This window comes from Ochrobactrum sp. MYb379 (genome assembly GCF_037479515.1).
Lineage (GTDB): Bacteria > Pseudomonadota > Alphaproteobacteria > Rhizobiales > Rhizobiaceae > Brucella.
On the sequence record NZ_JBBGYW010000002.1, the window covers coordinates 175,936 to 189,387 of the forward strand.

Here is a 13,452-nt window from a genome sequence, read left to right on the forward strand (position 1 = left end):
CCCTATGACCGATATCAGCAGCAACAGGCTCAGGACCGCTCCAAGCGCCTATCTGCGTCAGCACGCCGATAATCCGGTTCACTGGCAGGTTTGGGGCAAAGAGGCGCTTGATGCAGCGCAGGAACTCAACCGCCCTATTCTACTTTCGATAGGATATGCCGCCTGCCACTGGTGTCATGTCATGGCACACGAGTCCTTCGAAGATCCAGCCGTGGCTGAAGTCATGAATGATCTTTTCGTCAATGTGAAGGTTGATCGCGAAGAAAGGCCAGATATTGATCAGATTTATATGGCAGCTCTTGGCGCTATGGGACAGCAAGGTGGCTGGCCGCTTACAATGTTTCTGCGTCCCGATGGAAAGCCATTTTGGGGCGGAACTTACTTTCCACCTAAAGCGCGACACAATCTTCCCGGATTTATCGACGTGCTAAAAGCGGTCAATAATCTTTGGCAAGGAAATAAAGAAAAAATTAACCATAATGCGGAGGCTGTGTTCAGTCATCTCGAAACACGTCTCGCTGCGCAAAGCGAGGCGAGCCTGAATGACATTGCGCATTTCGATACTATAGCAGATCGGATCAATTCAATGTTTGATCCTATACGCGGCGGTATTGATAACGCGCCAAAATTCCCCAATGTTCCCTTCATGGATGCTTTGTGGCTGTCGTGGCTCTATGGAGGACGAAGCGATCATCGCAATACGTTTCTGCTAACGCTGAGAACAATGCTGCAAGGTGGCATTTATGATCATCTCGGTGGCGGGCTTTGTCGCTATAGTGTCGATGCCGACTGGTTGGTGCCGCATTTTGAAAAGATGCTCTACGACAATGCACAACTGATCAGACACGCGACTTATGCCTATGCTGAAACGCAAGATAAATTGTTCCGTATCCGAATCGAAGAGACAGTAAGCTGGTTGATCCGCGAAATGCGACTTCCCGACGGAAGTTTTGCGTCCAGTCTCGACGCCGACAGTGAGGGTGAAGAAGGGAAATTCTATATCTTCACCGAGGCTGAGATAGATGCAGTATTGGGTGATCAGGCAGCGGCATTCAAAAACTGGCATGGCGTAAAAGCTGAAGGCAATTTTGAAGGCCAAAATATTCTCAACAGACTTCACGCGGTGAATAAGAAGGCCGAGCTTCCCAGAGAAATTGAGGCATCAAGACAAGAGCTTTTTGATTATCGCAGCAGGCGCATTCGTCCGGGCCGCGATGAAAAAGCACTGACGGACTGGAATGCGTTAGCTATACGGGCACTGGCAGAAGCGGGTCGGTGTTTTCAGAACCTCGAATGGATTGATTATGCCATTGCTGCCTATCGTTCGATTGGCTCATCGTTTGAAGCCGGACGCATGGCGCATTGCCGGATGGATGATGAATTGGTTTACCCTGCCCTATCATCCGATTATGCAGCGATGATCAATGCAGCACTCTCGCTTTTTGAAGCGACAGGCGACAGAGTATTTATCCGCGATGCGCTCGCACTCAGAGATGCGCTCAATCAAAACAATCGAGATGCGTCGGGCAATTACCGGCTTTCAGCGATAGAGGCGGAAGATGTTATTCTTCACAGCTATGGAGATTATGACGAAGCCATTCCATCTGCTACCAGCCAGATCATCGAAGCATTCACGCGGCTATTTTTGGCCACCGGTGATATGCATCTTTATCATCAGAATGAGCGTCTGGTTGAACAGGCAATGGGTCGCGCGCTCGTTCAGCAATATGGACAGATCGGCATTCTAAATGCGAGCCGCTTTGCTGCTGAGCCACGTTCGCTTGTAATAGCTGACACAGGAGCAGATGGCGAACTCTTAGCCATAGCTCAGCGCAATCCTGATCCACGAAGGTTGGATAAGTTTGTTGCCTTTGAAGCGGGGAAATTGATTGAGCTTCCGACAGGCGGCACAGCACATGCGGATAAACCATCAGCATGGTTCTGTAAGGGGCAAGTTTGCTTGGCACCTGTTGAGACCGCTGCAGCGCTCGAAATCCTGCTTAGAGGCCATTCCTGAGCTTTTATGAAGCAAAGAAACGAAAACGCCGCGCTGATTTCTCAACGCGGCGTTTTTATAATGATAGTCGATCAGAACTTACGTGTTCATTGAATCGAAGAAATCGCCATTGCTCTTGGTCTGCTTGAGCTTGTCGATCAAAAATTCGATCGCATCGGTCGTGCCCATTGGCGCGAGAATACGGCGCAGAACGAAGATCTTCTGAAGATCGGCGCGTGGAACAAGCAGGTCTTCCTTACGCGTGCCGGACTTGAGAATATCCATAGCCGGGAAGATACGCTTGTCAGCAACCTTACGGTCGAGAACGATTTCCGAGTTACCTGTGCCCTTGAATTCTTCAAAGATCACTTCATCCATCCGCGAACCGGTGTCGATCAGTGCCGTTGCGATGATGGTAAGCGAGCCACCTTCTTCGATGTTACGGGCTGCACCAAAGAAACGCTTTGGACGCTGCAAGGCGTTCGCGTCCACACCACCGGTAAGAACCTTACCTGACGACGGAACAACGGTGTTATAAGCGCGGCCAAGGCGAGTGATCGAGTCGAGAAGGATCACGACGTCACGGCCATGTTCGACAAGACGCTTGGCCTTCTCGATGACCATTTCCGCAACCTGAACGTGGCGTGTTGCTGGCTCATCGAAGGTAGAAGAAACAACTTCACCCTTCACCGAGCGCTGCATGTCGGTCACTTCTTCCGGACGTTCATCGATCAGCAGAACGATCAGATAGCATTCAGGATGATTTGCTGTGATCGAATGCGCGATGTTCTGCAAGAGAACCGTTTTACCGGTACGTGGCGGAGCAACGATCAAACCGCGCTGGCCCTTACCGAGCGGAGCAACGAGATCGATAACGCGGGATGACAGATCTTTAGTGGTCGGAACTTCGAGTTCCATCTTGAAGCGCTCATTTGGATAGAGCGGCGTCAGATTGTCAAAGTGGACCTTGTGTTTGATTTTTTCAGGGTCGTCAAAATTGATCGTGTTGACCTTAAGAAGTGCGAAATAACGTTCGCCTTCTTTTGGACCACGGATCGGGCCTTCAACCGTATCGCCGGTCTTCAGTGAGAAGCGACGAAGCTGGGAAGGCGAAATATAAATATCATCCGGGCCGGGCAGATAATTGGCGTCGGCTGAGCGCAGGAAGCCAAATCCGTCCTGCAGCACTTCAACAACGCCCTCGCCGATAATTTCGACGTCCTGAGCAGCAAGACTTTTGAGGATCGCGAACATCAGTTCCTGCTTGCGCATGGCGCTTGCATTTTCGACCTCAAGCGTATCGGCAAATGCCAGCAGCTCGACCGGAGTTTTATTTTTAAGTTCTTGTAGTTTCATTTCCTGCATGGGTGAGGAACTCTTTTGAAATATAAGGAGAAAAATGCAGTTGTTCGGAAAGGTGGGTCACTTGGATCGTGACCGGCATCGAAGGCCTGCTGTCATGGTGGGAAGAGGACTCACTCATACCTTTTTGCGGTATGAAGAGCAAGTCTCAGATAAGGATTAACGATAGTTTCTTCAATAGGAAAAAAGTTGAAGCCCGGAAAAACAACAGAATTTCCGGGCTTCTTTAAAAAATCATTTGCAATTAGAATGGCTTCACGATCACCAAAATAACAATCAGGATCATCAAAACGGTTGGAACTTCGTTAACGATTCGCCAATGTTTGGCTGATTTCGTGTTCTTATCCTGCGCGAAAAGACGTGTAGCCTTCGACAAGTAACCATGAACACCGGACATCAGCACCACCAGCAAAATCTTTGCGTGCAACCATCCGCCTTTGAACTCAAAGATTTCCCATGCAAGCCAAAGACCGGCAATCCATGTTACAATCATTGCGGGATTTATGATAAAGCGCAGCAACCTGCGTTCCATAATTTTGAACGTCTCAGAGGTTTCTGAACCGGGTGTCGCCGCACAATGATAAACGAAGAGCCGCGGCAGATAGAGCATTCCGGCCATCCAGGCGATCACCGCAATGACGTGGATCGACTTGACCCAAAGATAAGCATCAGCTGGATTCACGTGAAACAATCCCCATAGTCCAAGCACCACCACGGCAAGAGCCACAATGGTACGGATCAGCGCGGCCTTGCCGCTGTTTGTCTTATCGGAAGTGCTCATCAATAGCCTCCGCGGACCCGGTCAATCATCCGCTGCACGTTTTCAATTGGTGCCTGTGGGGTAATTCCATGACCGAGATTGAAGATCAGCGGACCTTGACCCAGATTTTTGAGGATCGCGTCAACGCCTTCATCCAAAGCTGAACCACCAGCGACAACGCGCAGCGGATCGAGATTCCCCTGAATAGCGCCTTCTTTCTGCAGTTCCTGTGCAAAGGAAACTGGTACTGACCAATCGAGACCCAGAACATCAACGCCGGTCTTTTCGCGATAGCCCGCGTAAAGCATTCCCGCGCCTTTCGGGAAACCGATAATGCGAGCTTCAGGATAAACAGCCCTCACCTTTTGCACGATACGGGCAACCGGGCGAATGCAGAAGCGCTCAAAACAATCTTCATCAAGCACGCCCGACCATGAATCGAAAATCTGTACCGCATCAGCGCCTGCATCAAGCTGTTCGATGAGGTATTCGGCTGAAACATCAGCCAGATTATTCAAAAGCTTCTCAAAAGCTTCCGGGAAGCGATAGGCAAACAGACGGGCGGGAGCCTGATCCGGAGTGCCATGTCCGGCGATCATATAGGTCGCAACGGTCCAGGGAGCGCCACAGAAGCCCAATAGCGTCGTTTCGTCAGGCAATTGTGCCCGCAGCAGCCGAACCGTCTCATAGACGGGCTCCAGCCGTTTAGCGACACCTTCTGTTTCAAGCCAGAAAATCTCATCCGCATCAATCGGTGTCATCAAAGGCCCTCTTCCTTCTTCAAAGCGAAGGTCTCGTCCAAGGGCGTGAGGGATGACAAGAATATCTGAAAACAAAATGGCTGCATCAAAGCCATAACGGCGGATTGGTTGAAGTGTCACTTCAACGGCCAGATCAGGTGAGTAGCAAAGGTCGAGAAAGCTTCCTGCCTGTTTACGCACTTCGCGATATTCAGGAAGATAACGTCCAGCCTGACGCATCATCCAGATTGGTGGTGGAAACACTGCCTCACCGTCTATGACTTTCAAGACTTTGCGCTTCATTGCATTCCACCTTGTCTGATTTTCGTTATCTCGTGTGAAAGTTTTCCCGTGCTTCCTTCATAAAGAAAGGAGGAATCTTGAGTCTTCTTATTCTTAGAGTCTGTTGGAATCGGGGATTACGTTTTGCTCACCTTTTTCCCACAGCTCTGCTTAGCAACAGCTTTGCCTGTGGGATCATTCACCGATAGTCTCGTTAAATGCAATGGAAACTCAAATCATTCATTGAATCTAAGGAGTTACCAATTGCCGCACTTTGACGCTCTTTGTGGACAAGCTGGGTATATCGCAGGCGTTTTCCAAATGTTACGAGTCTTGTACACAAGCGCTTTCTAAAGCTTCCCACATGTGCACTCGCTGTGGATGACTTGCCAAGTTTCCCACTGCCTGCCATGGCTTGTGGATTAAGCCTCTAATTTACGCACAGTCGTCAACAGGGAGGGGAGAAAACTGTGACCAGACCGCTTTCTTACTTTCATCTTCATCTGATTTCTGATGCGACAGGAGAGACTCTCCTTGCCGCAGGGCGTGCTGCAGCCGCTCAATATGCCAATGCGCGTGCGATTGAGCATATCTATCCGCTCATCCGAACCGAGAAACAATTGCGCAAAGTTCTGGAAAACATCGACGCCGAGCCCGGCATTGTTCTCTATACAATTGTCGATCAGAAGCTGGCCGCGATCATTGATGAAGCCTGCGCTGAAATGGGCGTACCGAGCGTTTCGGTTCTGGAACCAGTGCTCAATACATTTCAGTCCTATCTGGGCGCGCCTGCGCATCGCCGCGCCAGCGCACAACATGTATTGAATGCCGATTATTTTCGCCGCATCGATGCGCTTAATTTCACAATGGAGCATGATGACGGGCAATTGCCGCTTGATATTGAAGAGGCAGACCTCATTCTGGTGGGCATTTCGCGAACCTCAAAAACGCCAACCAGCATTTATCTGGCCAATCGCGGCATCAAGGCGACCAATGTGCCGATTGTTCTTGGCATCCCCCTCCCCGATCAGCTTTTTACCGCAAAGCGTCCATTGATTGTTGGCCTCGTGGCAACGGCAGAGCGCATTTCTCAGATAAGGCAGAACCGCCCGCTCGGCAGTGTTCCTTCGCTTGATATCGGACTTTACACAGACCGCGTTTCAATTTCGGAAGAACTGGCTTATGCCCGCAATCTCTGCAACCGGCATGGCTGGCCGATCATTGATGTGTCGCGCCGGTCGATTGAGGAAACAGCAGCGGCAATTCAATCTCTGCTGCGTGATGGCAAGAAGGAAGACCTGACATGACCATAAAGCTTATTCTCGCCTCGAAAAGCCCGTTTCGTTCGGCTCTGCTAAAAAATGCGGGCATCACTTTTTCGGCTGAAAGCGCGGATATCGACGAGCGCTCGGTGGAAGCACCGCTTTATAAAACGGGTGCAACACCAGAAGATGTGGCGCAGGTTCTAGCTGAAGCAAAAGCCTTGTCGGTCAGCGAAAACCATCCCGATGCGGTGGTGATTGGCTGCGATCAAACTCTTTCCATGGGGGACGAAATTTTCCACAAGCCTGCTGATATGGAGGCGGCACGCCGCCAGCTTTTGCAATTTTCCGGTAAAACCCACCAGCTTAACAGCGGCGTGGTTCTGGTTAAAAATGGCGAGACGCTGTGGCGTCATGTGAGCGTCGCGCGCATGACAATGCGTGATCTCGATCCGGGCTTTATCGGACGCTATCTCGGGCAGGTTGGCGATATTGCCCTTTCCAGTGTTGGCGCTTATCAGGTCGAAGGTCCGGGCATTCAGTTGTTCTCGAAAATCGACGGCGATTATTTCACCATCGTTGGACTGCCGCTGTTGCCGCTGCTTGATGAACTGAGGAAGGAAAATCTGATCGATGGCTAATAAGGCATTTGTCACCGGCTTTCCGATAAAGCATTCGCGTTCACCGCTTATTCACGGCTTCTGGCTGAAAGAGCATGGCATTGAAGGCTCTTATGAAGCCATTGAAGTAGCACCGGAAAATTTCGCCGAATTTGCTACTTCGCTTCAAAAAAATGGCTTTGCTGGTGGCAATGTTACGATCCCGCATAAGGAAGTAGCTTTTGCAACGGTGGCGAGCCGCGATAAGGCCGCGGAAGCTATCGGCGCGGTCAATACGCTCTGGCTTGAGAATGGAAAACTCTGCGGCGGCAATACCGACGCTTATGGCTTTGCCGCTAATCTTGATGCGCTGGCTCCGGGCTGGGATGATGCGGATACGGCGCTTGTTCTGGGTGCTGGTGGTGCAGGACGTGCGATTGTGCACGCTTTGCAGACACGCGGCTTCTCACGCATTGCAATCGTCAATCGCACGGTGAGCCGGGCGCTAGAACTGGCAAGTCATTTTGGCGCGGGCGTTTCGGCCCATGGATGGGATGCGGCACAGGCTTTGGTCAAAGATGCCGGTCTCATCGTCAACACGACATCTCTTGGCATGAGCGGACATGGTGAGGTTGAAGAGTTTCCACTTGATCTGAGTAACGCGCAAAAATCAGCCGTTGCCACCGATATTGTCTATATTCCGCTGAAAACTCCTTTTCTGGCCAGCGCCGAAACCTCAGGCCTCAAAACCGTCGATGGGCTTGGCATGTTGCTGCATCAGGCCGTTCCGGGTTTTGAACGCTGGTTTAGGAAAAGACCAGAAGTGACAGATGCTCTGAGAAATCATATTCTGGATGATATGAAAAAGGCTGGCGCTTTATGATCATCCTCGGACTGACCGGCTCCATCGGCATGGGAAAAACCACTGCATCCAACATGTTTGCAGACGCTGGCGTGCCGGTCTATAGCGCCGACGATGCTGTGCATCGCTTATATGCGGGCCGTGCTGCACCGCTGATTGAAGCGGCCTTCCCCGGAACGGTTGTGGACGGCACTGTTGATCGGGCAAAATTATCCGCAGCAGTTCTCGGAAAGCCGGAAGCGCTCAAAAGGCTTGAATCGATCATTCATCCGCTCGTGCATGAAGAGGAAGCCAGCTTTCTTGACCAAGCGCGTGCCGATGGCGCTGATATTGCTCTGATTGATATTCCGCTGCTTTTTGAAACTGGCGGTGAAAGCCGCGTAGACAAGGTTGCGGTTGTTTCCGCCCCAGCCGACATTCAGCGGGAGCGCGTTCTGGCGCGCCCCGGCATGACGGATGAGAAGTTTGTGGCGATTCTAGCCCGACAAATGCCGGATGCTGAAAAACGTGCGCGTGCGGATTTTATCATCGATTCTTCGGGCGACTTTGAGGAAACGCGGGCGCAGATTAATGCCATTATCGCCGAATTGCGTGGAAAGCCTGTTGATCAATCCTGATTGCCAGCGCGGGCGTGTTATAAGACACAAATCATTTGAAAGGTTTTTCCATGCGTGAGATCGTTTTCGATACGGAAACCACCGGCCTTGAACGGCTGGAGGATCGCGTGATTGAAATCGGCGGCGTGGAAATGATCAACCGCTTTCCCACCGGCAAAACTTTTCACAAATTCATCAATCCGCAGGGACGCAAAGTGCATCCGGATGCATTGGCCGTTCACGGCATTACCGATGAGCAATTGCTCAAAGAGCCGAGCTTTGCGGAAATCGTTGACGAATTTATGGCTTTTATTGATGGTGCGCAGCTCGTCGCGCATAATGCCATGTTCGATCTTGGCTTTATCAATGCGGAACTGGATCGTCTGGGCAAGCCGGGCATTGCGGTTGATCGTATCGTCGATACGCTGGCACTGGCGCGCCGCAGAAACCCGATGGGTCCGAACTCGCTCGATGCGCTTTGCAAGCGCTATGGCATCGACAATTCGCATCGCACATTGCACGGCGCATTGCTCGATTCCGAAATTCTGGCGGAAGTTTATATTGAGCTGATTGGCGGTAAGCAGACGGCCCTTGGCCTTAGCATGTCTGGTAATTCAGGCGGCAATAATGGCTCAGATAACAATAGCGGTATTGTTCTGCGCCAACGCCCGGTTCCACTCGCCTCACGCATTTCCGAAAAAGAACGTGCTGCACATGATGCGCTTGTTGCAAAAATGGGCGACAAAGCAATCTGGAAAAAATACGTGAACTAATTCAAGCATAAAAAAACCCCGCATAAAGCGGGGTTTTCTTTTGATAGGAACCTAAGATCAGCTCTTTACAGCGTTCTTGGCTTCTTCTTCGGCCATACGGGCCTGGAACATCTGCGCGAAATCGATTGGATCGATCATCAATGGTGGGTAGCCGCCATTGCGGGTTGCGTCAGCAACGATCTGACGCGCAAACGGGAACAGCAGACGTGGGCATTCGATGAACAGCAGCGGAAGCATGTGTTCCTGCGGGATGCCCTGAATGCGGAATACGCCGCCATAAGTCAGTTCTGTGTTGAACAGAACGTCCTTGCCGTCGACAGCCTTGGCTTCAAGCGTCAGAACAACGTCGAAATCCGTTTCGGAAAGCGGATTGGCGTTTACATTCACATTGATGTTGATCGAAGGAGCCTTGTCGCGTGGGCGCAGCGACTGAGGCGCGCCTGGGCTTTCAAAGGAAAGATCCTTGATGTACTGGGCCAAAATGTTGAGGGACGGCTGGGCGGTTGCGCCATTGCCGTTCTTTACTTCGCCCGCAGCGGCCTTATCGCTCATTATCGGTATGCCTTCTCTTTAATGATTTATCTTGTTGCCAAAAAGCAGTGCTGCTTGGCTAGCATGTGTCGGAACATCAAGCAAGGAACGCTTTTTACGTTAGTATTTGCTCGATTAACGATCTTTGTGGTCCGGGTTCCATGGTGAGTTTTCATCCGGTTTTGCGGTGTAATCTTCCGGGTCGAGATCGATCACGTTGTTATCCTGACGCTGATACGGGCTATAGGCCTCCGAATAGCGCGTGGATGCAGTTGCAACCACCAGACGATTGCGGACAAATCTGTTCCAGACGAGATCACGGATGAAGGGCACGAAAAGCAGCAGGCCAATGGCGCTTGTGACGAAGCCCGGAACAATCAGCATAATGGCCGCGACGACGATCATCGCGCCATGCATCATTTCGCGATCCGGTACACGTCCCGCAGCACTTTCAGCACGAATGCGCTGCAATAGTCCAAAACCCTGCACGCGCAGCAGGAAAAAGCCAAGAACGGCACTCAAAACGACAAGACCCAGCGTTGCCAGAACACCGATTTCACTGCCGACGATCACAAAACCAGCAATTTCGATGAACGGCATGGCCAGCATGAGAAGAGGGGCGAAAGAAGGTGACACGGCAATTAAGACCTTATGTTGATGGGTGTTTGCAAAAAAGAAACGGAATTGAAGCAGTCTATCATAGATTATCACATAGGTATTCGTGATCGGGATTTGAATGATCTATCAAGCCGATCTATATGTATATGTAACGAAATTGGTGGCGGGAGCAAAATTTGCGGTCGTTATCCGTTAACTGGTGGCAGGCGGTATGGAATTTTTTGATTTTGGCACGATATTTTTCTTCATAGCAGCGGTGGTAATATTTCTTCAGCTGAGGAATGTTCTTGGCCGCCGCACAGGAAACGAAAAACCGCCAGTCGATCCTTATACCTCTAACCGTAGTTCTGACACGCAGACGAGTGGCGCGGACGCCGATAATGTAGTGTCGCTGCCGCAGCGCACCGGCGAAAAAGATTTCAGTCGGATAGACAAGATTGCCCCTGCGGGCACTCCAATTAATGACGGATTGCGCGCCATTCAGGCGGCTGATCCATCGTTTGACCCGCCAGTCTTTGTCGATGGTGTGAAGATCGCTTACGAAATGATCGTGATGTCTTTTGCCGATGGCGACCGCAAGGTTCTCAAAAATCTTCTTTCGAAGGAAGTCTATGAGGGCTTTGTATCCGCAATTGATGAGCGCGAAGCGCGTGGCGAAAGCGTGCGCTCAACATTCGTTGGTATCGATAAAGCCGAAATCGCCAATGCTGAAATGAAGGGTTCGGAAGCGCATGTGACGCTGAATATCGTCAGTCAGATGATTTCTGCAACCTTCGATAAGGATGGCAACGCGGTCGAAGGCGATCAGGAAAACGTTGTTGAAATCCGCGATCTGTGGACTTTTGCCCGCGACACGCGTTCGCGTGATCCAAACTGGAAGCTTGTCGCGACGGAAGCGGAAGACTAAAGAGAGTTTATGAATCAGGGCCGCTAAATTAGCGGCCCTTTTAATATTGACGGATGCGGCTTGTGCATAATCTGGCGAACATCATACGACCGGTCAGCTATTCAGACTGTCCGGGCTGGTATCAGGACGATCAGGCTTCAGCCTTTTCGGCCTTTCGTCGTTCAGCCGATTACGCAGAACATAATCGCTATAACAGCGGCAGTCTGGGCATCAGCTTTGAGGCACTACAGGTGACTTTTGCTGCGGCACGGTTGCTGACACATCCCAATATCGCGCAGGCACGTGCGTTTTTTGAAGAGCATTTTGTTCCCTGCCATATTGATGCGGAAGGCTTTGTGACAGCCTTTTACGAGCCGGAAATTGCCGCATCGCGGACGCCTGACGCGCATTTCACCGTGCCTTTTCTGAAAAAGCCGGACGATCTTTTAAAAGTCACCGATGAAAACCGTCCTGCGGGCATGGATGTGTCTTACGCTTTCGCACGACAAACAGCGCACGGTGTCGAAGAATATGATGATCGACGGGCTATTGAGCAAGGGAGCCTGAACGGACGCGGGCTTGAGCTTGCTTATGTTGCGGACCGTGTGGATGCGTTTTTCGCGCATGTGCAGGGTGCAGCTAAGCTCAAGCTCACCGATGGCAGTTTTATGCGGATCACTTACGCCGCTAAAGCTGGCCATCCTTTTACGGGCATTGGGCGTATTTTGGTGGCAGAAGGCGAGATTCCGGCTGATAAAATTTCCATGCAGACAATTCGGCAATGGCTGAAAGATCATCCGGAAAAAGCCGATGATCTCATCTGGCAAAACCGTTCTTACGTTTTTTTCCGCGAAGCACCGGTGGATGACCCGAATGTCGGACAGATTGCAGCTGCCAAAGTTCCGCTCACAGTAGGACGTTCCATTGCTGTGGACCGGCTTTTGCATACATTCGGAACACCTTTTTATGTGAATGCTCCAAGCGTGACCGAGTTCGACAATGCGCCCTTCTCCCGGCTTATGATCGCACAGGATACCGGAACGGCGATTGTCGGCCCCGCGCGCGGCGATCTTTTTGCGGGTTCGGGTGATGCAGCTGGTGAAATTGCTGGCGGCATTAAAAGCAAAGCCGATTTTTATGCGCTTGTTCCTCGCGCTCTGGTGATCTGAACCATGGTGCCAAAGAACGAAAACTCCGACAAAGATTATCTACGCCCTGAAGACCGCATTCTGTGGGAAACGGTGGCTAAAACCGCAAAGCCTTTGGCTGGCAAAAAGCTTCAGTTTGAAGAGCTTTCGGTTTTCAGCGAATTGATGGCGGAGAAGGCTGAGAAGAAGCCAGCGAAGCAGGTGTCTACGCCTGTGGCCGACCCCGTCGAACCTAAAAAGAAAATCACCGCTCTTAAAGAACTGCCGATCCATGCCTTTGATCGGCCAACGCACCGCAAGATTTCCAAAGGGCGTGTGGATATTGAAGCGCGGATTGATTTGCATGGCCTGACGCAGAACGACGCTTATGAACTGCTCTACGGTTTTCTTCTGGGCGCCCATGCACGCGGCTTGAAGCATGTGATGGTGATTACCGGTAAAGGCCGCTCATTTGGCAGCGAAGGCTTGCTCAAACAGGCAGTTCCACATTGGTTCTCGACGCCCCTCTTCCGGCTTCTGGTCAGTGCCTATGAAGATGCAGCGCATCATCATGGCGGGCATGGTGCGCTTTATGTGCGACTGCGCAAGCAAACGCAAAACGGAGGTCTTCTGCGATGACACCGTTTGGCAAGCGTTTGCGAGAGTTGCGTGACGAACGCAATGTTACCCAGAAAGAAATGGCAGCGGCTTTGCGCGTATCGCCAGCCTATCTCTCGGCACTGGAACACGGGCGGCGCGGCCAGCCGACATGGGATCTGCTGCAACGCATCATTACGTATTTCAACATCATCTGGGACGAAGCGGAAGAGTTGCAAAACCTCGCTTCGGTCTCGCATCCGCGTGTGGTGATCGATACGTCCGGTCTGTCTCCACAGGCAACGGAACTTGCCAATTTGCTGGCGCGCAATATCCGCATCATTGATCGCGAGACGATCAAGCATTTGAGCGATGAAATAGAAGCGGCGCGAAAACGCCGCCGTGGCTTGAAGCCTTTAGTCTGAAACCCGCATTCTAGAGCGCATTTCGATCTGATTTAA

Annotated in this window: 15 protein-coding genes; 10 read left to right on the top strand and 5 right to left on the bottom strand. The window is 51.3% G+C overall.

The features are described from left to right. The first annotated feature begins 4 nt into the window (after positions 1-4). Positions 5-2,017 carry a thioredoxin domain-containing protein gene (locus WH356_RS04950; RefSeq protein ID WP_339509088.1) on the top strand — a complete coding sequence of 671 codons (2,013 nt, stop codon included), beginning with the start codon at positions 5-7 and terminating at the stop codon, positions 2,015-2,017. A gap of 78 nt (positions 2,018-2,095) precedes the next feature. On the opposite strand, the gene rho is transcribed toward WH356_RS04950, so the two are convergent. The 3 genes from rho to hemE all read right to left on the bottom strand — a co-directional run bounded on the left by rho (position 2,096) and on the right by hemE (position 5,161). After that, positions 2,096-3,361, bottom strand: a complete 1,266-nt coding sequence (rho, locus tag WH356_RS04955; RefSeq protein WP_094505845.1) for a transcription termination factor Rho — start codon at positions 3,359-3,361, stop codon at positions 2,096-2,098. A gap of 241 nt (positions 3,362-3,602) precedes the next feature. Then, a complete protein-coding gene (gene hemJ / locus WH356_RS04960; RefSeq protein ID WP_339509089.1) occupies positions 3,603-4,139 on the bottom strand; it encodes a protoporphyrinogen oxidase HemJ in 537 nt (178 codons plus the stop codon). After that, positions 4,139-5,161 carry a uroporphyrinogen decarboxylase gene (gene hemE / locus WH356_RS04965; protein WP_339509090.1) on the bottom strand — a complete coding sequence of 341 codons (1,023 nt, stop codon included), beginning with the start codon at positions 5,159-5,161 and terminating at the stop codon, positions 4,139-4,141. The genes hemJ and hemE overlap by 1 nt, the downstream gene beginning before the upstream one ends. A 449-nt stretch (positions 5,162-5,610) precedes the next feature. On the opposite strand from hemE, the gene WH356_RS04970 reads away from it, so the two are divergent. From WH356_RS04970 to dnaQ, 5 genes are read left to right on the top strand one after another with little or no spacing between them, the layout of a single operon-like run. After that, the gene (locus WH356_RS04970; RefSeq protein ID WP_339509091.1) at positions 5,611-6,447 is read left to right on the top strand and encodes a pyruvate, water dikinase regulatory protein; all 837 of its coding nucleotides are present in this window, start codon (positions 5,611-5,613) and stop codon (positions 6,445-6,447) included. Then, positions 6,444-7,043, top strand: a complete 600-nt coding sequence (locus tag WH356_RS04975) for a Maf-like protein (protein ID WP_339509092.1) — start codon at positions 6,444-6,446, stop codon at positions 7,041-7,043. Before WH356_RS04970 ends, WH356_RS04975 begins: the two co-directional genes overlap by 4 nt. Continuing rightward, entirely contained in the window at positions 7,036-7,884 is an 849-nt protein-coding gene (locus WH356_RS04980; RefSeq protein WP_339509093.1) for a shikimate dehydrogenase, read from the top strand. The genes WH356_RS04975 and WH356_RS04980 overlap by 8 nt, the downstream gene beginning before the upstream one ends. Beyond that, entirely contained in the window at positions 7,881-8,480 is a 600-nt protein-coding gene (gene coaE, locus WH356_RS04985; RefSeq protein WP_339509094.1) for a dephospho-CoA kinase, read from the top strand. Before WH356_RS04980 ends, coaE begins: the two co-directional genes overlap by 4 nt. A gap of 50 nt (positions 8,481-8,530) precedes the next feature. Next, positions 8,531-9,232, top strand: a complete 702-nt coding sequence (gene dnaQ, locus WH356_RS04990) for a DNA polymerase III subunit epsilon (protein ID WP_339509095.1) — start codon at positions 8,531-8,533, stop codon at positions 9,230-9,232. Positions 9,233-9,289: 57 nt separating this feature from the next. Here the strand turns inward: dnaQ and secB are convergent, their stop codons facing one another. Then, positions 9,290-9,784 (bottom strand): protein-export chaperone SecB, encoded by a 495-nt coding sequence (secB, locus tag WH356_RS04995; protein WP_339509096.1) that lies wholly within the window; start codon positions 9,782-9,784, stop codon positions 9,290-9,292. Between the two features lie 114 nt (positions 9,785-9,898). Next, a complete protein-coding gene (locus tag WH356_RS05000) occupies positions 9,899-10,399 on the bottom strand; it encodes an FxsA family protein (RefSeq protein ID WP_339509097.1) in 501 nt (166 codons plus the stop codon). 193 nt (positions 10,400-10,592) lie between these two features. Here WH356_RS05000 and WH356_RS05005 point away from each other — a divergent pair, with 193 nt between their 5' ends. Genes WH356_RS05005 through WH356_RS05020 form a run of 4 tightly spaced genes read left to right on the top strand, consistent with a single transcriptional unit; the run spans position 10,593 to position 13,416 of the window. After that, positions 10,593-11,288, top strand: coding sequence for a Tim44/TimA family putative adaptor protein (locus WH356_RS05005; protein WP_339509098.1), 696 nt, complete (start codon positions 10,593-10,595; stop codon positions 11,286-11,288). Positions 11,289-11,341: 53 nt separating this feature from the next. After that, positions 11,342-12,436, top strand: coding sequence for a murein transglycosylase A (gene mltA, locus WH356_RS05010; RefSeq protein WP_339509099.1), 1,095 nt, complete (start codon positions 11,342-11,344; stop codon positions 12,434-12,436). Between the two features lie 3 nt (positions 12,437-12,439). Continuing rightward, positions 12,440-13,033: a Smr/MutS family protein gene (locus WH356_RS05015; protein ID WP_339509100.1), complete on the top strand. Its 594-nt coding sequence runs from the start codon at positions 12,440-12,442 to the stop codon at positions 13,031-13,033. After that, positions 13,030-13,416: a helix-turn-helix domain-containing protein gene (locus tag WH356_RS05020; RefSeq protein ID WP_339509101.1), complete on the top strand. Its 387-nt coding sequence runs from the start codon at positions 13,030-13,032 to the stop codon at positions 13,414-13,416. The genes WH356_RS05015 and WH356_RS05020 overlap by 4 nt, the downstream gene beginning before the upstream one ends. The last annotated feature ends 36 nt before the right edge of the window (positions 13,417-13,452 follow it).